This window comes from Pseudoalteromonas lipolytica, from assembly GCF_003515105.1.
GTDB lineage: Bacteria > Pseudomonadota > Gammaproteobacteria > Enterobacterales > Alteromonadaceae > Pseudoalteromonas > Pseudoalteromonas lipolytica.
Map to the genome: position 1 here is coordinate 131,448 of NZ_CP032092.1, position 23,359 is coordinate 154,806.

A 23,359-nucleotide genomic window follows, 5' to 3' on the forward strand; every position below is an offset into this window, starting at 1 on the left:
TGAGACCCCTTTTTTTGTTGAGTTTATCTTTTCTATTTGAGCATCAAGCGCCAAAAGGCGCTTATCGAAATTGCTTACCATAAATCATCCATTTGTTTTTACAGGCGGAACTTGGATTGTGTATTCCATATACCGACCACAACTAGACAATATACCGTCACTTTCATAAATACTTGTAAAGCGTACCATCGGGTACTGCGTAGAAAGTAATTCAACAACTTCATCAAGTGAACCACTAGGAATCGGATCTGCTAACTCAATTGAACCTAAAATAAATTTACGCTCTAAATTCTCTAAACTTCCAAATTGCATTGTCACACCCCTTATAGCGAATCAGCTTGCTCATCATCAAAATCTGAAAAACCTTCATCAACTGTGATGCTTGGCTCTGCATTAACAGTTGGTTCATTTTTTTTCGTTACAGAGCCCTCAGAAGCCCCGACAGAGGACGTTGCAGCATCTAATGATGATTTGACATCAACAAGTGAGTTATAGCTTGCAGCAGCGCTTACAAACGAATCTGTGTACTGAATAATGTAGTCAGCGAAGTTAACATCTAGCTCGCCAATATCACCTTTGGCAATAAGTGGCTTAGAAAGCGCTGTTCGTAACCTAAGTTGCGCCGACTTATCACGCTCATTTAATTTTTCAATCGCACCTTCAAGCTCAGGAGAGTTAGATGGGTATAACTGAGTGTTCAATACCACTTGAGCGCCGTTATCTGTTAATTTAATTGAAAGCTGTACTTGTTTTGCACCTGCTTGCTTCATTAGGTTTGCAATAGACTGAATCATATTTATATCTCGTTTTTAAAAGTAAATTAATTAGAACATGGGAAAAAAAAGGGGCAACTTCATCCTAAGAAACCCCAAAGGGAGAGAAATTATTTTAAGTGCTTGAAAATTGTGTCAGGCGCAAAAGAAGACCAATCAAAATTAAAAGCGAGAATAGCTTTAATAAAGTCACCTTTTGATTTAGCAGCAATTTTAGAAAATGAATGCTTGGCTGATTTGTTAGCTTCACAATCATTAAATGCCTTATCAAAACCAGCACTAACACACAGACCTTTAATACCCGCACCTGTATAGTTTTTTAATACTTCCTCAGAGGGATTCCACGCTGCGGTTATAATGTCTTTTGCGTTATCAAGTGTTGCCATAGCGCTAATCATTAAGGCTTGTTGTTGAAACACAAATCGACTATCTACAGTTTTTGCGCTACTTGATACACTCGCTGTTACGGCTTGATTTATGGCTTCTTGAATTTGCTCATTTGAAATTGGTTTACATGCCAAAACGTTTTCATTAAAACTATCTGATTTTTTGAAAAATGCTGGCTTATAACCTGTCGTAATAGCCATTGAGGCAAGCACAACACCATTTACGTACCAAGCTTCATTCGCAAATATTTTTTCAGCTTCTTGATGAATTAACTTCTTTTCAAGCTCAAGAACAGCACTAGGTGTTTTTTGTGCCACTGGTTGAGGTTTTTTGGTTGATATACTCGCACTTTTTGAAGTCGAGGGTTCTATGGAGTTAGCTTTGGTTTCAGCTTCAATTTCTTGAGTATTATCTGGTTCATTAAATGCTTTCACACATTTTGCAAAGCAAACCTTATCAATACATTGCGACTCTAATGTTTGCCCTTCACGACCAGAACGATCATCCATAATTACTACATTCGATTCACAAGATGCACAACCTTCGTTGTATTGTGATTCACCAACACTGGCACTAGAAACTGTATTCCTGTCAGCGCTTGAACATTCAACTAATAATATTACTGTGCCGTATTTTTCTTCTGCTAACTTCTTTTGCTCTTTCAGCCATTCATCGGTTTTAACATTCCAGCATGATAGCTTTGCACACGCCGCTTTATCACTAACATTAAAGTCAAACATACCAATCTGGTGTGAAGTGTTATGAGGACAAGCTGTACAGTCTTTGGTGTCAAATTTAGCTGTATGTAAATACTTCTTAGCCTTTCCAGCACGTTGCTTTAGATACTCAACGCTCCAATTTTCATTAATGATGTTACCTAATGTGCCGATTTGTAACTTCTCTGAAAAGCTCGATAAAATGGTTGCGTGACCAATCTTAATTTTATTTTCGTTTAATGCGTTTAATACATCATCACAACAACGTAATAACTGAACACGGTCATTTAATTTTTTTTGAGTCCAACCTAATCGCTCGGCTGCGGCTGAATAATCACCTTGATACATCGTAATAAATTTTTGCGCTGCCTTTGATTCATCAACAATGGTTAAATCATCTCGCACTAGGTTTTCAATTAACTGAGCTTCATACGCTTCATTGTCAGTCATTGGCTTTATAAGCGCTGGTATATCGTCGAAACCAAGCTCAATACACGACTCCCAGCGACCAAAACCTGCTACCACTTCAAACTTAGACTCGTTTGCTGTTGGACGAACAAGAATTGGCTGTAATACCCCTCCAGCTTCCTTGATAGATTCGGTTAAATTTTTACGCGCCTCACGATTATTTTTTTCACGTGAGTTTCCTAATGCAAATGGTACTAACTGAACTGTTTTTAACACTTGTACTTCTACATTGTTTTGATTATTCATAACTGATTTCCTAATTTGTTTCTCTTGACTGGAAATAAGGTATCAAGGTGTTCAAAACGCGCATTTTTTACGATAAAAATAGCGCTAGATAAACTAGCGCATAGACATGATCACACTGTGGATATTGGCGTTATCAGGGTCAGTGATTTTGAGGAGAGCTTTTGAAGTGAAAGATATACAAACAGAGTTTGATTTTATGCTTTTAACAGCATCGAACAGGTAATTTGGGTTTAAGGTAAATTCAGGTTCATAACCATCGGATACATTTGCTTGTAATAATTCAGTATTTACTACATCGTCAATTTCATTTCCTTTATCCGCATTTGCATTTAGTAATAATTCCTGCCCTTTTAATGAGATTGTTAACTTTGCTATTTTTGCACTTTGAACAAAGCCCTTAATTCGTTTTACAGAGTCAAGCAACTCACTTTTAGCAATTTTAATGGATTGAAATAACTCAGTATTTAAAATCTCACTTACGTCTGTAAACTCAGTGGCAACGAACTTTGAGCCATATACTGTTCCTCCAGTTGAGCAATAGAAGTGGCTATCATCGAAGAAAAAGCCCAAAGTACCATCAGTCTGTGCTTGGAGAAGCATTTCAGCAAGCTTAAATGGCAAGATACCTTTCAAATCATCTACAGAATTTTCTAACTGAACAATATCCGTAGCCAATCTATGACCATCACTAGTGTATAGCTTCATCTGATGAAAATTTATAGAAAAGTTAATATGATTTAGGAACGGCCTTACATCGTTATTCGCCTTGGCATAAAAAATACCAGAAATAGCAGACTTAAATGATTCTGCATCACAAGAAAATTGAAAGCCATTAGGAATTACAATTTTGGGGATAGGGTAGCTATCGCATGGCATTGTAGCTATTGAAGCTCTAGAACGACCATGTTTAACAATTACTTTATCTTCATCGAATTGAAATTTTAGTGACTTACTTTCATCGGTAAAGCTACTTATAACAGTATTAAGTTTTTTAGCTTCGATACAAATCTCATAATCTTCAAACGCATCAATTGGTGAAGATTGCCTAACAATCGATTGAGTGTCAGTTCCTAGAACTTCTGCTATGCCACCAAGTAATGAGAAGTGAATATAATCCAGCGCAGATATATTGCACTTTGAGCCATTTGCTACACCACAAGCATCCACAAACAGATGTTTTGCGGTAGAGAGTGAGATTGAAAAATTCATGAATATGCCTTCTATTGTTTATTTAACAACAGAATGACAGCTAAATTACATCGTGCATTTTGCAAAGAACTTATTGGCTAAAGGTATTGAGCTTAGCTCTTTTTAAATACCAAATATCATTTTAAATTTGATTTGTTGAGAGCTAAGAATAAATATTAAGGATAATGATGGTTAAATATATAGGTTAGATCTTTAGGTTAGCGCTGTGGATTGTGTTGTTAACTTATTGATTTTTCTAGCTAATAAAAAATAAATGAGATCGCAATTACACGTTATTTAGATCGCAATTACACCTTACTTAGATCGCAGCTACACCTTATTGGTACTCATATTGATATTATTATCAACAGGTTATAAAGGGTTGCCTGTAAAATATCCACAACGACATTGCTCAAGATCGCATTTACACTTTATTTTATTCACAACCACAGTTTGATTTTTATTCGAAATGATTGAAAATAGGCCAAATTACTGTACCAGATCGCAATTGCATGCTTCTCAGATCGCAATTACACCTTTTTTTAGGGGGTTATTCACAGCCCTGCTGAATCCATACTACAGAAGTTTAGTGAATTTTCATTTGAAAAAAGTTTTTTTTCGCCCGTTACCTTTGTTTGCGTGTGGTACAATTCTGTAAACCATTGAAATGTATGTGTTTTATTTTTCAGATCGGTTTTACACTTTATTTTGTAATTTCTCTGTCCTTTTTAGAGCAAATTCTTCCGATTTATTTTTGACCAATAGTTTTAAGTTCACATCGGGTACACAGAAGTAAGTTGATGAAATAATATACTGAAAATAAATCTCAGACCCTAATTACACGTTATTCAGTAGTTATGTAGCTTCTCAGATCGCATTTACACTTTATTTTATGAGCTAAATTTTTGTGTCAGATCGCATTTACACGTTATTTTATGACTTCAAATTTCATCCCAGATCGCATTTACACGTTATTCTATGGCCTCAAATTTCATCCCAGATCGCATTTACACGTTATTTTTCGGCCTCAATTTTCATCCCAGATCGTATTTACACGTTATTTTTGAACTAAATCTTCACCTCAGATCGCATTTACACGTTAATCAAATAGATAGGTTTTGAACTCAGATCGCAGTTACACGTTATTCATACTGTTACTCAAACGACCAGATCGCAATTACACGTTATTTTTAATAGGTTAATTAGGTAGTCAGATCACAGTTACACTCTATTATCGTAATGATTATAAAGAGTTTTTTAATAATGGTGCATTTTGCTGTGTTATTTATATAGCGATTTGATATATTTGAAATTCAAGTATGCGGGAATTTCGGTATGAGCAAAAACAAACTTACAATAAATAATTTGCCAGAGACTATCAGCACCAAAGGGCTAGTAGTTCAGGAAGCCGCTGAGGTTGAGCAGCTTAAACTCTTTACTGATGTGCATTTTGAAGGTTTGAAATCTAATTCATTATCAAATACCTTTCCTTTATACGATTTATGGTCTCGTTTTGTAAGAGTTAAAACTACCATATACCCAATTAGACAAGCACCAGAAAGGCTCGTTAATTCTCGCTCTATTTCTGATAAGTTGGATGGTGTTGAATACACCGGTGAATTGCAAATCTCACCAGCTGTAATCAAAGGTAAAGAAACAGACTATGTTGCTTGGCCATCTGATCGCGAAGAAAAGGTAGAAAGGGCGCTTATTTCACTTGCAACAAAAGGCAATATTTCTAAGATTAATAACGCAAGCGGCACTCGTTACGCAATTCATTTTAAAATGAATGAACTAAATGCAGAGCTTAAGTCAGTTAATCAATCATTATCTTATCCAGATTTAAAGGAAGCGCTACTAATCCTGTCTGGGAGTCAACTGTCTTTTAACTACAGCACCAATTCAAATGGTGAAGTAGAAACAAATGAAGCAAAAATGCCTTATCTGGGGTCAATTCATTTTTCTGGTAAAAAAGGGCCAAGCACTCAGAGATGCATTGTATTTCTTAATGAGTACATGGCTCAGCAAATTGAAACTGTATCTTATAAAGGATATTACTTTAACCAGGCGCAACAATTTAAGAGAACCTTATCTAGTTGGCTTACAACAAGACTTTATACATTGTTTAGATACGCCAGCCCCGAAAAGACGTATCACTTCATGCTTGTAAGAATAATGATTAAGTTTGGCTCTATTGAGTCAGAAGACATTACTGAAAATCGCTTAATTGCTATTCGCAGAAATATGACTTCAACTATGAAAGATCTTATTAATGCTGGCATTTTAGAGAAGTATGATATCGCTGCTGTAAAGGACGATGAAGATAAAGTTATAGACTACAAGTATACTCTATACCCAACAGAAGGGTTCTGTGATGAAATCGTGTCACTTAATAAACACGCTAAAAAAATAAAAATTAAAAGCAATACGACAGAAGAAGTTGTTGAAACTCTTTTAATCGAGCAGTAAGGGGCAGTACTATATTGGTTATGGGGACTGCACTGTTAAAGTTGAACAGTGCAGTGGATTAAAGCCAATTTTACATATCAAGTATTTCAGATTCTTTAATCAAAGCCTTTGAATAACCATACTTTTTAAGTAATTGTTTTACCTCATCTATGTAACCTTGCGAAGCAAATGGCGAAATGTACACTTCTTGAATAAGCTCATTAACATCAATCTTCACGCTCTTACCTTGAATGAAATTAACAGTTTGATCCAAGCTCTTCTCAGGAGGTGAATCATTCAATATGAAAAGCCTTAGCTCTTTTTCAAAATCATAAAATGGTTTTTTCGTTGTTATTAGTGATAGCCTTGATAGGCTATCATCGCAAAGGTGTTTTTTATATTTAACTTTACCCATATAAAATGGCTCTGGGTTATTGTCTTGCCCGTTAATCACAGAGCGTTTAAGTTTGCTCACCGACGTTTTAACGGCAACCCCATTCGCCTCACCTGAAAGATAAATCTTCCATAAAGCGTATGACTCATGTGGAGTTAATGACCAGCAGTTGATAAAGACACAATTTTTCTTAGGATTGGTGTTCCCAAAAAAAGCTTCCAATTCACCTTTAAGATTGTTCCCAGTAATACCATCATTAATTAGATCATCTCTTTTTTTGTTTTTAACACTTTCAGGTATAGATACTTCATATTGATCTGAGAGTGCATTAGCGTTTGGAAAAAACAAAGTGGAATTTATGAGTAACTGTTCAAATTTCCAAGTACTCATATACCGCCAAACAGATGAATTACCATGAGGTATTTCTAGAGCATCGTCATTTTGTAAAAACATCTTCAACCTCCATTTTCAAGCGCTCAAAGACCCAAACTAGCTGCTCGATTAAAATTCTGCACAGCAAATTCAGCACTGATGTTGTCGAAGTTTTTCAAATAAGAGTCCAGTGCAAATTGACCTATACGAACTGCTTCATTGATAGGAATAGGTACTCCACAAAGCTTTTTACCTTTTTGTGATACTTGCACAAACAACTTCCCTTCTTGGTATTGAACCTTTAATGATTTGTCATTCTTTGCTCCGTAATGCTTTAACTCAATACTTTCCTTAATGAATAAAAATGCGCATAGAAATTCAATCAAACCTAGCTGAGTAAGCTGAATGGAAATTTTGTTTTTCCAGTCATAACTTTTATTTGCTCCAGAAGCGGCCTCAATTCGAATAGTAATAACCCCTTTCCTTGTTATATCTGCTTTGAATTCGACAGCAGCCTTGCTTGCATGAACTTTAATTGAGTAATACCTACCACCGGGAGCATAATCAGGGTTGAAATCACTGCTTTGTGTTTGACCCTCTTGACTCTGTTTCACTGGAGACTGTGCATTATTGTTATGCATATGACTAGGAATATAGTTTTCATTCACGTATTGGTTTTGACATTCAGCACCTGTGTTATGCATCTGACTAGAATCAAAATACTCATTCGCACTTTTTTGAGGCTGATATTGTGGTTGATATTGAGGATGATTATTCATAAACAAATCCAGTAATTAATTTACTTCATTATTTCAAAACATAGATATCGCGCATTTTTAGAGTTAAAAACCTCCAAGTTGCACATTTTTCAATATGAGGGAATATAAAGGAACGATTCAACGACGGGGAAAATGATGGAGCTGAAATCATTAGAGTGCTTTGGTATTAAACATGCTTGGCAGGTGCCATTAATTTGCCCAGTAGAAATTGAAGATTACACAAACATTGTCACTGAATTTTCTAAGGTATATCAATTAAGCGGCCATAAAGTAGTAATAGCTGGAAAATTAGTATCAGCACCATCTTTCAATTGGGTTAGAGGGAAAGGGGTTTTAACAATTGAGCTGTTTGACGATTTAGGTTACTTACTTTCAATAAAGCTTTTCGGTGATACAAAGCTTATTGAAGAAAGTCTGGCTGAAGTTGGTTCAACCTATTACTTCAAAGGAGTTTCATTTGCTAATGGGGCTTACCTAAACTTACGCGCAGCAAAATTAATATCCAGTGCTGACATTGGGAAATTCGTACCAATTTACAAATCTAAGCGCGGTTACCTGTCTAAAGAGCAGGTAAGAGAGGTTATTAGAAAACAGTTACCCAACACACTTAATCAAGCAGAAAAACATCTAAGGGAAGTTATAAAATGGGTACCAAACATTAGACAAGTTTTAAAGACTAAGAAAATGACTTTAAAAGATGTTCTAACCGAATTGCACAATCCTAGTTCGGTAGAGTCATGGGAAGAAGCTAGGGGTGTCATAAAAAGAATTGCCGCCTTATATTGTATCCGTGAAATGAATGCCTTAAATCCAAGAGAGCCAAATAAACTTGTAAACTCTTTACACGGTCTACCTATCAACGTGCTAAAGGAAAAAATTCCTTTTGAATTAACTACAGAACAAACACAAATTGTTGAATCAATAACCAATAAATTTAAGGAAGGTACCAAAGTCGATGGGGCTCTAATTGGTGATGTAGGAACTGGAAAAACAGTTGTCTACGGAATTTGCGCAGCTTCAGTGGTCTCCGCTGGTGGGCGAGCAGCGATTATGTTACCTAGCCAAACCCTTGCAGAGCAAATTCATGAAGAGCTAAATTCATATTTTGGTTCGTTAAAGCCAGTCTTAGTTACATTAGAAACAGAACAAACAAACTTAGAGGAAATGAATTTTTTAATCGGTACAAGCGCTCTGTTACATCGAAGGGTTGGTGTACTGGATTTAGTTGTGGTTGATGAACAGCATCGGTTTGGACTTGAGCAAAGAGAATTACTACTTTCTGAAAATACACACTTTTTGGAAGCAACAGCTACTCCAATACCTAGAACCCAGGCTTTGATTTCGTATGGTAATTCAAAGCACATATTCAGACTTACCAAATGTCATGCTAAGAAAGAGATAACCACTAAGTTAAGACTTAAAAGTGAAAGCCATGCACTAATGAAAGAGTGCCTTAATCAAGTTGAGCTTGGTAACAAAGTACTCGTTGTATGTCCAACAAAGGATAATTCTGAGAATTTCGCATCTGTAGAAGAGGTATTCACGAAGTGGAACAAGTTTGCCCGAAATAAAGTTAGGTATATTCATTCGGGTTGCAGTCCAGACCACAACAGAAAATCAATTGCAGATATTAAGTCGGGCAAGGCTAGCATACTAATCTCTACAACAATGGTTGAAATTGGCTTGACTATCCCTCGGTTAACAAAAACGATCATCTATCATGCTGAAAGGTTCGGAACAATAACGTGCCATCAAATACGGGGACGTTTAGTGCGTCATGGTGGAAAAGGACAGCTAGATTTATATTGCCCAACTGAGATTGGTGAAAAATCATTACAACGCTTACTTCTCTTAACTAAGTTCGACGATGGTTATGAATTGGCCGAACAAGATATGATCTTAAGAGGATTTGGCGATATTGTTAAAGCAAGCGACTTATCTCAAAGCGGGTCTACTAAATCCATATTAATTGGGGAAAAAGTTGAAGTTTCTGATGTGGAAGAAATTCTATCGACACTAGAAACTACAAATTAACTCTTAACATTCAATTTCATTGTTTTGCTCTCTTTGTGAAGCATAAATATCTCACGGAATCGCAAAAAAAAACTAAAAATAGTAAATAAAACTCGCGGAGCACGATAAATACATACTGATATATTACTAGCAAATCTAGATCTTATCTTTAAACGGTTAGCAGAAGGCAAATTTACTTTGCTGGTATTCATAGGTTGGATACAGAAATAACTGTAGAAGCTAATTAAGTTGTCTAAAAATTTCAAACCCGGAGTTTGTTGTGGAATTAAATTCAGAACGTAAGCTGATCACATTACTCACTTTACTATTAGTTACGCTTTTAGTTGCGGGTATTTTAGCGTGGGTGTCTAACTACCGAGGCTCTATACCGGATATTGAAATGAGCTTAACCCCGGTTGAGAAAGAGAAACTTAGTGAAATTGGTTCAGTGAAATTAAAAAGGGCTGGTTTTTTTGATCTTGATTGTAAAAGCTATACTGCTCATGAGTTTAGTTATTCTATTACATCAAGCAATAGCAGCAGATCAGATGACTATGCGAAGTGGTCATGCGGCCCAAGCCTGAGATATGTTGATTGCCCTGAAATAAAAGTAAGCATCCAAGGTGAGCAAGCTCTAATTGAATCGGGATTAACACAAAAAAGCGAATATGGTTTAGAGCAAGTGAAAATGTGTGCATCGCTTGCTATTAAAAATGCGCCAACAAAATTACGAGCCACGAATTCAAAGGTAACAAAATCTAATAGTGAAGCAGAAAACCTGCGTTCTTATCAATTAGATTGAGGTTAAGTCGGTTTTATCAAGACAATATAAAATCAGTAAGGTGATTGTATGAGTAATGTGAAATCAGAAGAATTAAAGCGATGTAAATATATAACGACCAGTCTTGTTACAGCAGCAGTCTTGACAGCGTTCTTAGTTTTCATTTTGTACGTTCATTCGCTCATTGTTGAGAACTTAGGCAGCATCGATGCTTTTTTCACACTCGACATCGAATTCCTAAATATATTTTTAGTGATTGTGTATTCAAACATCTTCGTGTTAACAAGCTCGTCAATAATATTAATAAGCGCTAGAAGCGAGCTCAATACTATAACCTGGTACATCGTACTCGCTATCAGCATCCTAACGTACATTATTTTAATGGCCATATATTGCAATAGCTATTGGAGTGTAAAAAACATTACAACCTTCCAAAGCAATCTAGCCACCTTTATTTGGTTACCTGTTTGGTGTTTTGTGATTTTAGTTTTTGCCATTTTGAGTGAAATTCATCGCGAATCTAAAAAATAGATCGTTAACAAAAAAGAATAAAATTAAGCTTGTACTGGCTTTGTGTAACGAGCGATTTCAATCGTTTAACAAAGAGATTTCATTACTAGCGCCGTCTAGTGCTTTATAAGTAATTTGGTTTTTTAAATATTGAGGTAGGTATGATTGCAGAAAAAATTAAGCAATATTGTGATGAAAGCCCATTTAGTAAATTTTCACTTAAGCTTATTGCTTTGCTAGAGGGTTCAAAGCCTAATTTAACAATCGACAATGTGATTTCGATACTAGATAACCGCCAAGAGTTTGAAAGCTTTGTTATCGGTTTAGAGCCATCTAAAAACAAAGCCGAGTTGGAGAAAGTGTTAGAGTATAGCGAAGATTTTTTATCCCAATTAGTTTCACAAGTTTTGACTTTGTTGATTAAGGCAAAAAATTAATATTGTCATAGAGTAGGCCATTTCCTTTTCGTAACCATCTGATATATAAGTTATAAAGTATTTATTAAGATGAGCTTTATTTATTCAAACTAAAAATACATATGCTATAAAAGTACAGTACCTAATTCATCAACTACACTTACCCTTTATAAACTAGTCAGAAAGGCGTATGAATGGTTAATCAATTAGCTTACGTGATAAGCGCACCTGTTTTGCTAGCCTTTAGTGTTCAGTTTTATAAATCAATCATATTCAATAAAAACCTTTCGGCTATTTGCTTCTTTTTTGCCATAGCTATTTCATGCGTGACTAAGGTAGGGTTATTCTTTTTATACAATAGTGGAGATGTATGGAACACACTTTTGTACTTCACATCTCTTAACTTTCTAGAAAAGTTTTTTATGCTGTTCGGCCTTTTCTACTTACTTAAATTGAAAGTTAGTTTCAAAATAACTTTTTGTGTTTTTTCTATAATTTACTCTTGGTTGTTAATTGGCTGGTGGCTCGGGATTTCCACTTGGAACTTCAGAGGGCTACTGGCAATGTTTAATGCTTCATTTTACATTTTCTTGGTAATCTTCTTAGTTAAGTTTAAACATCTTCTTCCACAGAAGATCATTAAACCAGCTATGTTTACTTTATCAATTTACACTGTGTTTTGGTTAAGCTTGTATCCAGTCATGGCAAAATTTCCCATATGGAAGACTGTTGCAATCTATTCAGAAACAACTTTATGCATATCGATGTATGCTATTTTCTTTGTTGCTTTTAATGACAAAGTTAAATGTGATAGTGCAGTTTGACTAGGGTTGGTTGGAAATTTCTTTAATCATTCCCTTCCAAAATTAATAAAACGAATTTTTCTTCTATTTCAATTTTTTTTCAGGCTTTATTGATTGGCTAAGTTGGTAAGTTAACTCTGAGTAATTCCAACAAGGTCTAATAATGAGTTATTTAAAGGCAGCGGCTTTAACTACTTTGATGTTTTCATTTAGCGCTATTGCTATCACAACTATCAAAGGAACGATGAATGTCTACAAACCAGAATTTGTCATCGAGAACAAATCAGGCACACTTATTTCAAACGTAAGAAACTTCAAGCTTGAGGCTCGCCAAACTGTTATAGACGATTACTGTACTGTCACTACAGATAATAATTTAGCATTACAAGGGGGAACCTTAAGCGCTGGATATTGTTTATTTGAATGGAATAACACAGCCGGTTATTCAATTGATGGATTTAAAGTTGAAGGCGTTGCCTCCAATTCAGGTCCGAATAGTATTGGCTACTCAATTTATTATTATTCAGGGTCAGCAAAAGCTAAAAAGTTAGTTGATACAAAAAACTTTATTTTCAATTTTGCAGCTCCAGTTAAGCCCACTGTCCAAAGATACTCAGTTAAGCTTGGAAACTCATGGAAAAGCGTAGGTAGCCATACCAATTACAACCCCGCAAACAAGTTTTCTGCAGTTAGAGTTAATGTTGAAGCAAGGGATTACAGTCAGAAGGTATCTATACCATCGCTTGGTAGCTGTACAGTAGTAAGTGGCGCTACTTCATGCGATATTTCATTTTCAGAAATAAAGCTTGGTGATGCTATTTCAAATAAAGTGGGCTCTTTAAGCTATCAAGTGTCAGTTGATTCGAGTAATAGTTATTGGGGAGTTAGTAACACCAAACACGCTTTAACTGTTCCTTGGAATTACCAACCAACAAAAATTGACCTTTTTGAGGTTAATTCAATGCCTGCTAGTTATGCGACTACAAAGACAATAAACGTTAATAGCAAATCAATTCAAGTTTCGAATAACACAGCTAAACTCGTTTTAAATAAGCCTTCAAGCGAGATTGTTGGCGATTGGTGGGCCCCATCTGAGTTAAATGTAAAATTCAGCCGAAATAGTCAGCCAACCATTTCAAGTGGCATCACCTATAGCGGGAATGTTCTATATACAAAAGATGGCTCACTAGTTACAGCAAATGAGACTATTACGAGCACTAAGAGAGAAAGTGTAAATGGTGCATATGTTTACACGTTTGATATGACGCAAATTGAAGATGGTTATTATGGTGCTTCTGTGGCTTTCACAAATTCAAGTGGCATCCCTTCTAACCAAAATTTTAATGGGTTAAGAATTAACAAAGCTGCCCCAAAAATTGATATTTTCAAATCAGGTGTTAAGCAAAATAACAGCAGTAACTTTGCATACAATCAAGAGCTGGTAATTTCAACTTTCAATTCATTTACAGATGACGTTGACCTGATATCTATTCAAATTAATTCTTCTAACGTTGCTTTTAACAAGCCTAAAATTGGTGTGGCCACAATACCTGACACTGTTATTTTCAAAAATGGCTTAAATACAATAAAAGTTACGGTCAAGGATACTCTGGGACATTTATATTCCAGAACAATCACACTAAATAAAGTTCAAGATGAAATCGAGTTTAAGATTAACAATTTAGGTGGTCGATTAGTATCTCACGTAAAAGAGTCTAGTTTTGAAGCAGTCCAAACTAAGTTTTCAGGTTTCTGTGACATTGTGACTAATGAAGCGGTTGCAATTGGTACCAACAATAATGTATCTGGAAAGTGTTATTTTGAATGGGTTGGTATGGATGAGCTTGATAGAGATAACTTTTCTCTGAAAGGTCGATTGAGAATGAGCGGAGTTGTGCCTGTTGGGTATAAAGTGTATGCCTATTTTGGCGCGGAGAAAGAGAAAACACTAATCAAGTCTGGAACTACATCTTTTAACGTCGAGGCCCCAATTGCGCCTGAACTAACAAAATATTCTATTTATGTAGGGAATAAATGGATCGACAATAATAGCGATGTCAATCACGATCCAAACTCTCAGGTTAAAGCCATTTCAATCACTACTAAGCCAGTTAATTATTCACAACAGGTGATTGTCGATAATTTGGGGAGTTGTTTAATAAATGCTGGAAGTACATCCTGCACAATAAATATCACTCCTTATTTCCTTGGAAATAAAAATTACATTGGCTATGAGGATGGCATTGTTTCTCACCAGTTTAAGGTAAATTCAATTAATAAGTACTTTACTGATAAAGAAATAAACTCACAGGCCACTGTAAGTTGGGAATATGCATACTCTCGGGTAGAGCAAGTAAAAGTTAATGCAAGGGCTAGTGGTTTGCCATTGAGCTTTGGCTTGTTAGGCGCTTCTATAGATGTTGAGAACGAAACAGCGAGAGTTGTATTTGATAAACCGTCTCCAGCTATATCAGGTACATGGTGGCTTCCTAAATCGATTGAACTTGAGTTTAAAGTTAGTGGTTCGCACGAAGTCCTTAAGGAACTTGAATTTGACGGTACTACTCTTTTTAAAAACGATAATATTACTGAAGGTGAAACTGTAATAGTAAAAAATCTAACCGGGCCTGAAGTTATTAATAACAAGTTTATTTATACAGCTGATGTGCAGAGTGTACCAGATGGACACTACGATATTACGGTTACTTCAAAGTACTTATATTCAAAATCAGATAAAAAAGAATTTAAAAACGCTGCATTCTTATCTCGTAAGCAGCCATCAATTTCTATTTTCAGAAACAGCCAAAGTATGGAGGAAGATGATGAGTTCTACTTTGATAGTGAACTGTTAGTAGCAGGGTTTAATGGCTACGTAAATGGTGTCACTATTGAGAGTGTACAATCAAACGGCGTGCCATTAAGTTTAAATTCTGTTGGTGACGGTATTGTCACTATTAATGGCTTAGCTCAGCAGTTATCACCAAAAGATAATGCAGAAATTAGTGTTGTAGTTAAAAACTCTTCAGGTGATAAATTTAATTATGATCTAAATGTTGTCTTTGCTCCTATGTCGTTTGATATAAAGCATCGTGAAAACGACTATCTACCGTTCAGACTAATTGAATTGGTTTATTTAGATTCTGAACAAGTGAGCGGCGAAGAGTGCCGGTTCTATAGTGAAAGAGACCTCGCGGTTAAATATGCGCGCAAAGGTGTTAAAAGTTGCATATTCAATTGGGTTAATTTACCAGAAGGCTTTGAAATATCATTGCGAGGTAGAACACCATCGGCTGTTGGTTATTTAGACAAAGCGCTTGTAGAAATTGAAAGCGATATCGAAATAATTAATGAGTTTGGTGAAACGCTGATCATACCTAATGAAAAGACACTGATTTCTTCTCAGGAACCAACAGGGATTTCAGTTGAAGCTAGCTCAAGGCGAGAACTTATAAACGGTTTTTATCCAGTTGAATACTCGGGTGGTGAAATTGTCAGAATGGGTACTGTATCGAGCCCTGGTTCATTAGATATGACATTCGACACCAAAGGGGTTAGCCAAACATTTCCGAAAAACCCTTCTACAAGAACAGGTGAAATATTTAGAACATCTGGTAGGTTCGATATGCCTTTTGAAGTTGAACGCAATCTATGGGAAGTATTCCCTATCGATTACAACGTTAAGTACCATAGAATGCCAGAAATAAATGCATCCCAAAGCATTAAAGCTTTAGTCGTTCCTGATAGCACACTTGGCGTTAATCTAGATTTTCAAGATGATCAGATCCTATCTACCGATGAAGTAACGGCTAAAATCAACCTTGGGAATTACAATCGAATCGATGGATGGGTTTATGACAAAAGCTCAATGGGTGAATGGGAAGTTTACATAGGTAAGTATGACAGAAGAAATATACCTGAACCATTAACAGAAACTGTCACAATAGATGCGAAAGGAGAAGCCTTCATAAAAATGCCAATGGAAGTTATTGGCGAAGAAAGTGGAATTTATGTTGCAGTAGCAAAAGCAAAAACACCTATACCTGATTATGAGTACTATATTCAGTCTGCTCGTGCATACTTTATTGTGTACAAAGGCACTAAAATTGAAGGGGAGCTAAAGGATGGCTTAATTAAGGGCCGGATACCATTGAGAGCTTCAGCAATTTACTCACCTGAAGACCGAGCAGATGTTGGATCACTTGGCCGAGTTGTGTGGGAAGTTTCAAGTAACGGTTCAGATTGGAGGGAGTCTACAGAACATAAAGATACTTTACGTTGGCGTAAGCGATATGAAAACGAAGAAATTGAATACTTGAGAGTTAAAGTTGAAAATAAGTTTACAGGCGAATGGTCAACTAGCGGTACTCTAAAAGTTGTTGCTTATGAAAAACCTGAACTATTAATTCAACAAACTAATGAAGTTCTATTTAATGAAGCTGCAAAGTTCGTTTTGTATGACGGAGATAACCTCGTTCAAAATGGGGATGGTGTTATCGAGTGGTCAACTGATAATCGTAAGTCTTGGTTCTCAGGTCCAGCAGAAATCTCATTCTATAAAGATGACTTTACAGGAAGAGATATCAATGCCCGAATGAAATATAACGGGATAGCAAGTGACAGTAGTTTGGGTGATGAAGCTTTTGTCGAAGCTAGGGCGCGATACTACTTCTTAAGAGCGCCACGATTCTATTTTGATTTAGATGTCCCTGATCTAGTCGAAGTCGGCTCTACACACCATATTAAAGGAAGCTCTTTCACAAGAACTGAGTCTATTAATGGTAGGACTCAAAACCAATGGGTGTTACCGGATGGGAAAGTAATAAATGATAGTGAATTTGACCTGACATTTAGTGAAAATCTTCTTGAAGGAAGAAACTTTATTCTGACCTACCAAGCTTGGGTAGAGGGGTCAAAGCAAGAGACAATCAACGAGACTAGAGTTCGTGTGAAAAGCTGGACATACGAGTTTCCTGAAATTGAACTAAACATGCCAGCTACAGTAAATTACATGCCTTCTAAACACATTGCATGGGTAGGTTTAGAGCGTCATTTTGCTCCTGGCGTCGAGTATACATATGAGCTACTAAAAACACCCGGAGTTAAAGTGTTAAATCAAGATGACGGCAAGTTTACTCTGCAGTTTTCCCAAGAAGGAATGAAAAACCTCACATTTAGGGTTACTAACAGCAGGGGACAAAGCAAAGAAGTAAGTCAAATTGTAGAAGTTTTACCTCCAACCCCATTAGAAATTGAGATCGTGCGTACATTCAGTAATGAATACCTGAGATATCCATTAGATGTATCACTTAGATCTCGTGTATGGCTTTCACATCCAGATGATAGAGTTTCAGTGTATAAATGGTACTTGGATGGCGAGCTTGTCATGGAAAGCAAGCGCTATAGAGAAAGTATTGGAGATTTATCAGTTGGTGATCATACTATCCGCGTTGATGTTGAAACTGAGTTTGGTCAGACAGGTTCGCAGTCATTTGAAGTGAGTGTGATACCAAATCAGAAACCAACCGGTAGTATTAATATGCATGAAATAGATCAAGTGTTTGAATTACATCTCAACTGTAATGACTCGGATGGTCGAATTGCTGCGACTACATGGCAGTTAAATGGTGAGTTACTAACGCATTCTCATAATATTATCCAATTCAGCAAGGATAAGCTAAAAGGTACAAATTATGTTGTAGGTAGATGTTATGACGATAGTTTCGAATACATAGCTATCACTCAGACAATTCATTAATGATATGTGAATATGGCAGCTATTTTGACTGCCATATTCATAAAAAATGAATAACTTTTGATTGGGCTCAAATGTTGCTGAAAGGTTGAAGATTATTGAAGAATACCTATTCCAATATCTCGAACAAACACAACACCTGTGGTTTTTGGTGTTTATTTATTATTCCATGTTGGAATTGGGTGTTGTTTGGATGTTATATGCCATTTGAGAAAGGTCATAAACCTGTTCGTAGACGGCCTGTTTCTGACGCGGTAAAGCGGCTTGAAGCAAGCAGAAAAGGCGCAGGGAAAATAGAAAGTAAAGCGCAGCTAAAGCACATACTTGCTAATGCTAATCGTGGTGAAACTGCTGAGAGAAATGTGGCATTAATTTGGTTTTTGTTCGGTTCACTAACGCGCATTGGTGAAACATGCCAGTTGCTAGTTAAAGACGTTTTTACCAAGTCGGGTGAACTCAAATCTATTTTTAGAATGAGAGCTGATTACACAAAAACAAATCAAAGTCGTGATTGTGCGTTGGTATTAAAACAGCAAAGGCAAGCAGTTTTACGATGGCGTGATAAGCGCATAGCAGATAAAGCCATGCTATCGGTAGACGGTAGTTACGGTGGTCTGAATGGAGATAGTCCATTGTTTTTAGCTAGAAGCGGTAAGCGCTGGGTTACGTTATCGTTTAACGTCAAAAAATATCAGACTCAAGATGGGCAAAAAGAAACGTTAGTTTGCAGCAGCATGGAGAACTACGTTAGAAACTTATTTAAGAGCTGCGGCTTTAAACAAGGCTCAAGCCACTCAGGGCGTAAAAGTACCGCCAGTCTACTATCTGATGCTGGTGTCGATTATGACGTTATACAAATGGCTATAGGCCATGTTAGTGATGATATGACTGACACATACATCATCCCTGATCCACAGCGATTAACTGATGCACTGAATAACCTGTATAAGTCAGTGCCGCCACTAGGAATAAAAGAATAAATAATCTTGGAAGGACATTAGCCAGTTGAAAAAATTTAAGTTTATAAACAATCAATCAAAAAAAGAGTTTCTAGCGTTACCCGACAAAATTCAAAAGCGCTTTGCAAATGATTTAAACGCTATTTGTCAAAACAAAGAGCCATTTAGCAAGTTTAAGCACTTAAAGGAAAGTGTAGGGATTGGTGCTGTTGAGTTAATAGAGAACGGCAGGCCAGCATATCGAACGATTTACGTTGCTAAGTTTGCAGATACAGTGTTCATCTTGCATTCGTTTACCAAGACGACTAACGGAGTCGATAAACAGGCTATGGACACTGCAAAGAAGCGGTACAAGCTAATGCAAAAAGAAATTAAACAATAATATATCAACACTTGTATATATATCACTATTGATATATAGTGCTTATAAGTTAATCAATAAGGTTTTTAAGATGACTCTTGAATACTCAAATATCTTTGATGCAATCACCGAAGATAAAGCAGAAGCCTCTGAATTACAGACGCGCTCAGATTTGATGATTGTCATTCGTGACATTATCAATGCCAAAAATTGGTCACAGGCCGACGCTGCTGCTCAATTAGGGCTAACGCAACCTCGCGTGAGCGATTTAGTTAATGGGCGAATTGAAAAGTTCAGCATTGATAAGCTAATGACTTGCTTGTATCGCATAGGTTTCCGTTTTAAGCCTGCGTTTGCTGATAATCAATTAACAATGGCTGTAGAAGCAGTTACAACTAACTAATGATTGGAATACGCATAAAGTAAGGTGCTAAAGCAAAGGCTGAACTTCAAGGTAATGCGGTGAGAGATACCGCTGGTTACCTCAAAAACTACTCTGCGGGTATAGAGTAACTAGCGAAAGAGATTTGACTTGACTATATAGATCTTTCGACTTTTGGGACACCGAAATTTAGAATTAGTTTCCACGACCTAGGAACCCTATACTTGATGGTATTGTTCAATTCTCTGAAATTGATGAGATATTAAAAACTTTAATTAAATAAGCACATTTAAGACAGAAAATGTATAAGTTAAAAAAAAGGTAGCCTCAACCAAAGGCTACCTTTTTTTATACTAGAGTTCTTTGGAGGAGACTTTAGTATGTCGTTAATGTACCACAAATATTCTCTTAACCCCCAAAAAAAAGTTCAATACGAAAGAAAATCACAGAATTACTCAAAAATCCCACTGTAGAATTTATTTACGTTCTCACAAAAACAGTTAGCTATGAATAGCATAAAGTTAAAAAGCACAATCATAGTCTGCCTTACACTACTAGGCTTATATGGGTTAGCGGAATTATTTTTTGCTCGCTTCACATTTTCTTTTCCTATATTTCAAGACCAATGTTTGTATGCTCACATGTTCATAGTCGACAAGCGTGATAAGGATATTAAAAGGGGAGATTTAGTTGCATTCAAATTTAACAAGGAAGATAAAAATTTTGATAAAGGGTTGAACTTCATAAAAATTGCAGCTGGTGTTCCTGGCGATGAAATCAAGTTCTCGCCAAATGAAATGTTTGTAAATCGAGTTGAATCCAAAATTGCTGGAATGACGCATGCCATTAATTTCTTACAGTTAAACCCAAAAGAGTATGAGCGACAAATTACCTTGAATGAAAATGAATTCTTTATGGTTGGTGAGACTATTTATAGCTATGACAGCAGGTTTTGGGGGCCAATAAATGAAGAGGACATTTTGGGGAAAGCATATGCAATTTTTTAAGTCGATAGTTTTGCTTTGTGCGTTCTCAGTTTCGGTAAGTGCCAATCAAAAAAACGAATATGATGTTTCTAGTTTTCAAGACGCTGCGAATAAGGCTGTCGAGAAAGCCAAAGAAAATGGGTGGTTAAAAGATATAGATAAGCCAACAATTCAAGAAAAAGATATAGCTTTAGCCAAGTCAATTGCAGATCAGGCTGTTGTTATTTCCAGTGAAATAATCAAGAGAGCGCTTCCACAACAAGAAAATAAAATTGATTTATTAGAAGGTACAGATGGCGCTATTTTCATAAGTTTCTCAATGCCCAGAAGAGCACTTATTGATGCCTTCAAAGTGGCCAAAGAGCATAACTTAACAATTTTATTTAGAGGGCTAGAAAAAGGGGCTACACACATATCATCGACGATGAAGCTTATTCAGAAATTAAGTGCCATATCAAACGTAGAACCAAATGTAGGAATAAACCCACTAAGATTTAAAGAGTTTAATGTAACCGGTGTACCAACTATCGTCATAAGAAATAGTAATAAGCACCTTATTGCTCCGGGTACATTGAATGCGCAATATGCAAAAGAGCAATTTGACCAAAAACAAGGCGATTTCAAGTTAGAGCCATTAGGCCAATTATTCAATATTGACGAACCTGACATCATAGAGCAAATGAAAGCTGCAGCAGGCAAGATTGATTGGGCTGAGAAGCAACGTTTAGCAAAAGAAAGGTTCTGGAAGAAATATAAAACTTACCCTCTACCAACGTCAGAAGAATCTAAGCAATGGCTAATAGATACGACTGTTCGCGTAACTCAAGATATCAAAAATGGCCGTGGAGAAATATTGGCCCGAGCTGGCGACATAACCAACCCTTTAAAACAATACCCTATGCATCTAACCATTTTTGTAATTGATCCCTATGTGAAGTCACAGGTTGATTGGGTTAAGGAAGAATTAAAATCGATATCAGGACAGTTTCAGATTCATCTAACCCATATGGATAAAGGCAAAGGGTGGGATGACCTTAGTAAGTTTCGAAATGAGTTTGGGGCACCAGTTTTCATTTTGCCTATACAAGTTATTGAGAAATTCAAAGTGGAAGCTACACCAAGCAAAATCGAAACACAAAGCAATGGCTATTTATTGGTACGTCAATTCGATTGGAGTGAAAAATGAAATTAATTTTAGTTGGGTTAGGCGTTTTAGGTGGGATCTATTTAAGTTACGAGTACCCCACTGTAGCAAAGCAAGTCTGGGATACCGCTTGGCATTACTTTCTAATCGCATTTAATTGGTTAGAGTCAAAAGTGGTTCAATTGTAATGCGCTTTACATTGATTTTCCTTATTTTCTTAGCAGCTTTATTTTCAACGCAAACAAAAGCCGAAGGTAACGCATGCAATAACGCGAATGTATTTAGCAATATAATAAATGAAGTTTGTTGGTCGTGCTTCTTACCAGTGCGATTGATGGGAGTTGGTCCAAAACCAAACGGGGCTGCACCTGACCAATCGATTTGTGCTTGTAATGATGCTCTTGGAATCCCGGAGTTTGGCTATCAACTGGGGTTTTGGCAGCCGTCTAGATTAGTCGAACATGTGAGAGTTCCATGGTGTGCACCCGCATTAGGGGGAGTTAGGCTTCAGGATGATCTATTTTCATTGTCGACTGGAGTGGATGTTAAAAGTTCCGGTGGTGCAGACTTGGCAACGTACCAATACCATTACTATTCATACCCATTATTTGCGATGTTGGAAATTTTGTATTTGCCTAAATGTGGTGGTGAATATACAGATTTTGATTTGATGTACCTTAGCGAGATTGATCCAACTTGGAACAATGATTTGCTCTCAATTTTACTATCCCCAGAAGCATTTATATTTGCAAATCCAATTGCAAAAGCGTGGTGTACTGCGGGTTGTGCCGCAATTACAGCAGGAGATGTTCAAGAATCTACATATGGTTGTGCTGGCTGCGACGGAAGTCTCTATCCATTTACTGGAAATGTTTATCATGGTGAGTCTGGGCCGCGTGTAACTTCTCTTTTGACACAACGTGTACTTGCGAGTTTGCACCGAAAGGGGTTGGCTAGAAAAACAATCGGAGAGGATGCAATGTGTAAACCCGAGTTTTGGCCAATGATCCCCAAATCCCAGTATAAGCTTTCGATGCTTCATCCCGTAGCAGAAGCTGATAGAAACTCCCCAAATGGTAAGTGCTGTCACCCATTGGGAGAGTCTGAACATAAATGGTCTACAGCGGCAGGTGGTAGAACCATCCCAGGTCTTGAAGACTACTTATATTTACTGTGGCGTTTTAATGACTGTTGCGTAATTAGCTCTGGTATCAATGCGCCTTCAGAATAGTGAGGAATTTAATGAAAAGCGAAGATTTTAGAAGTTTTTTGAATAAATATAGGCTAAGTAAACAGCAAGCAATGCACATATTTGGATTTAAGAAAACAACATACCACAAGTACACGAGCCCAAAATACGAAGAAGAGATGAGTAACAGTGTTTCAATTATTTGCGAGTGCCTTGATCACATGGGTAAAGGAAAAGCAAAGAGATACTTAGAACTAAAACTCTCAACACACCGAGATAAGTCAGTTAGAAA

Annotated in this window: 18 protein-coding genes; 12 read left to right on the top strand and 6 right to left on the bottom strand. The window is 36.6% G+C overall.

Translation table 11 applies throughout. The features are described from left to right. Nucleotides 1–84: 84 nt before the first annotated feature. The 4 genes from D0907_RS20475 to D0907_RS20490 form a co-directional block, all read right to left on the bottom strand. Nucleotides 85–312: a PRTRC system protein C gene (locus tag D0907_RS20475; RefSeq protein ID WP_118845521.1), complete on the bottom strand. Its 228-nt coding sequence runs from the start codon at nucleotides 310–312 to the stop codon at nucleotides 85–87. A gap of 11 nt (nucleotides 313–323) precedes the next feature. After that, nucleotides 324–794 (bottom strand): hypothetical protein, encoded by a 471-nt coding sequence (locus tag D0907_RS20480; RefSeq protein ID WP_118845523.1) that lies wholly within the window; start codon nucleotides 792–794, stop codon nucleotides 324–326. A gap of 89 nt (nucleotides 795–883) precedes the next feature. Then, the gene (locus D0907_RS20485; protein ID WP_118845525.1) at nucleotides 884–2,590 is read right to left on the bottom strand and encodes a PRTRC system ParB family protein; all 1,707 of its coding nucleotides are present in this window, start codon (nucleotides 2,588–2,590) and stop codon (nucleotides 884–886) included. Nucleotides 2,591–2,683: 93 nt separating this feature from the next. Further along, nucleotides 2,684–3,799 (bottom strand): DNA polymerase III subunit beta family protein, encoded by a 1,116-nt coding sequence (locus tag D0907_RS20490; RefSeq protein ID WP_118845527.1) that lies wholly within the window; start codon nucleotides 3,797–3,799, stop codon nucleotides 2,684–2,686. Between the two features lie 1,314 nt (nucleotides 3,800–5,113). Here D0907_RS20490 and D0907_RS20495 point away from each other — a divergent pair. Next, complete coding sequence (locus tag D0907_RS20495) at nucleotides 5,114–6,247, top strand: replication protein A (RefSeq protein ID WP_118845530.1); 1,134 nt, start codon at nucleotides 5,114–5,116, stop codon at nucleotides 6,245–6,247. A 70-nt stretch (nucleotides 6,248–6,317) separates the two neighbouring features. On the opposite strand, the gene D0907_RS20500 is transcribed toward D0907_RS20495, so the two are convergent. Both D0907_RS20500 and D0907_RS20505 read right to left on the bottom strand, forming a co-directional pair. Then, nucleotides 6,318–7,073 carry a hypothetical protein gene (locus D0907_RS20500; protein ID WP_118845532.1) on the bottom strand — a complete coding sequence of 252 codons (756 nt, stop codon included), beginning with the start codon at nucleotides 7,071–7,073 and terminating at the stop codon, nucleotides 6,318–6,320. 23 nt (nucleotides 7,074–7,096) lie between these two features. After that, the gene (locus tag D0907_RS20505) at nucleotides 7,097–7,771 is read right to left on the bottom strand and encodes a hypothetical protein (protein WP_118845534.1); all 675 of its coding nucleotides are present in this window, start codon (nucleotides 7,769–7,771) and stop codon (nucleotides 7,097–7,099) included. Between the two features lie 132 nt (nucleotides 7,772–7,903). Here D0907_RS20505 and D0907_RS20510 point away from each other — a divergent pair, with 132 nt between their 5' ends. The 11 genes from D0907_RS20510 to D0907_RS20565 all read left to right on the top strand — a co-directional run bounded on the left by D0907_RS20510 (nucleotide 7,904) and on the right by D0907_RS20565 (nucleotide 23,109). Then, on the top strand, nucleotides 7,904–9,805 hold the full coding sequence (locus tag D0907_RS20510) for a DEAD/DEAH box helicase (RefSeq protein ID WP_118845537.1): 1,902 nt from the start codon (nucleotides 7,904–7,906) through the stop codon (nucleotides 9,803–9,805). 259 nt (nucleotides 9,806–10,064) lie between these two features. Continuing rightward, a complete protein-coding gene (locus tag D0907_RS20515) occupies nucleotides 10,065–10,586 on the top strand; it encodes a hypothetical protein (protein ID WP_118845539.1) in 522 nt (173 codons plus the stop codon). 650 nt (nucleotides 10,587–11,236) lie between these two features. Then, nucleotides 11,237–11,512 carry a hypothetical protein gene (locus D0907_RS20525; RefSeq protein ID WP_118845543.1) on the top strand — a complete coding sequence of 92 codons (276 nt, stop codon included), beginning with the start codon at nucleotides 11,237–11,239 and terminating at the stop codon, nucleotides 11,510–11,512. A gap of 945 nt (nucleotides 11,513–12,457) precedes the next feature. Next, a complete protein-coding gene (locus D0907_RS20535; RefSeq protein WP_118845547.1) occupies nucleotides 12,458–18,049 on the top strand; it encodes a hypothetical protein in 5,592 nt (1,863 codons plus the stop codon). A 197-nt stretch (nucleotides 18,050–18,246) separates the two neighbouring features. Then, nucleotides 18,247–19,026 carry a tyrosine-type recombinase/integrase gene (locus tag D0907_RS20540; RefSeq protein WP_118845549.1) on the top strand — a complete coding sequence of 260 codons (780 nt, stop codon included), beginning with the start codon at nucleotides 18,247–18,249 and terminating at the stop codon, nucleotides 19,024–19,026. Between the two features lie 25 nt (nucleotides 19,027–19,051). After that, on the top strand, nucleotides 19,052–19,387 hold the full coding sequence (locus tag D0907_RS20545; protein WP_118845552.1) for a type II toxin-antitoxin system RelE/ParE family toxin: 336 nt from the start codon (nucleotides 19,052–19,054) through the stop codon (nucleotides 19,385–19,387). A gap of 70 nt (nucleotides 19,388–19,457) precedes the next feature. Further along, entirely contained in the window at nucleotides 19,458–19,769 is a 312-nt protein-coding gene (locus tag D0907_RS20550) for a helix-turn-helix domain-containing protein (RefSeq protein WP_063528106.1), read from the top strand. Between the two features lie 485 nt (nucleotides 19,770–20,254). Then, the gene (lepB, locus tag D0907_RS20555) at nucleotides 20,255–20,755 is read left to right on the top strand and encodes a signal peptidase I (protein WP_118845554.1); all 501 of its coding nucleotides are present in this window, start codon (nucleotides 20,255–20,257) and stop codon (nucleotides 20,753–20,755) included. Then, nucleotides 20,742–21,920: a TrbC family F-type conjugative pilus assembly protein gene (locus tag D0907_RS20560; protein WP_162898089.1), complete on the top strand. Its 1,179-nt coding sequence runs from the start codon at nucleotides 20,742–20,744 to the stop codon at nucleotides 21,918–21,920. The genes lepB and D0907_RS20560 overlap by 14 nt, the downstream gene beginning before the upstream one ends. Then, nucleotides 21,917–22,066: a hypothetical protein gene (locus tag D0907_RS21100; RefSeq protein WP_162898090.1), complete on the top strand. Its 150-nt coding sequence runs from the start codon at nucleotides 21,917–21,919 to the stop codon at nucleotides 22,064–22,066. Before D0907_RS20560 ends, D0907_RS21100 begins: the two co-directional genes overlap by 4 nt. Then, nucleotides 22,066–23,109, top strand: a complete 1,044-nt coding sequence (locus D0907_RS20565; protein WP_118845559.1) for a TraU family protein — start codon at nucleotides 22,066–22,068, stop codon at nucleotides 23,107–23,109. The genes D0907_RS21100 and D0907_RS20565 overlap by 1 nt, the downstream gene beginning before the upstream one ends. Nucleotides 23,110–23,359: the final 250 nt, after the last annotated feature.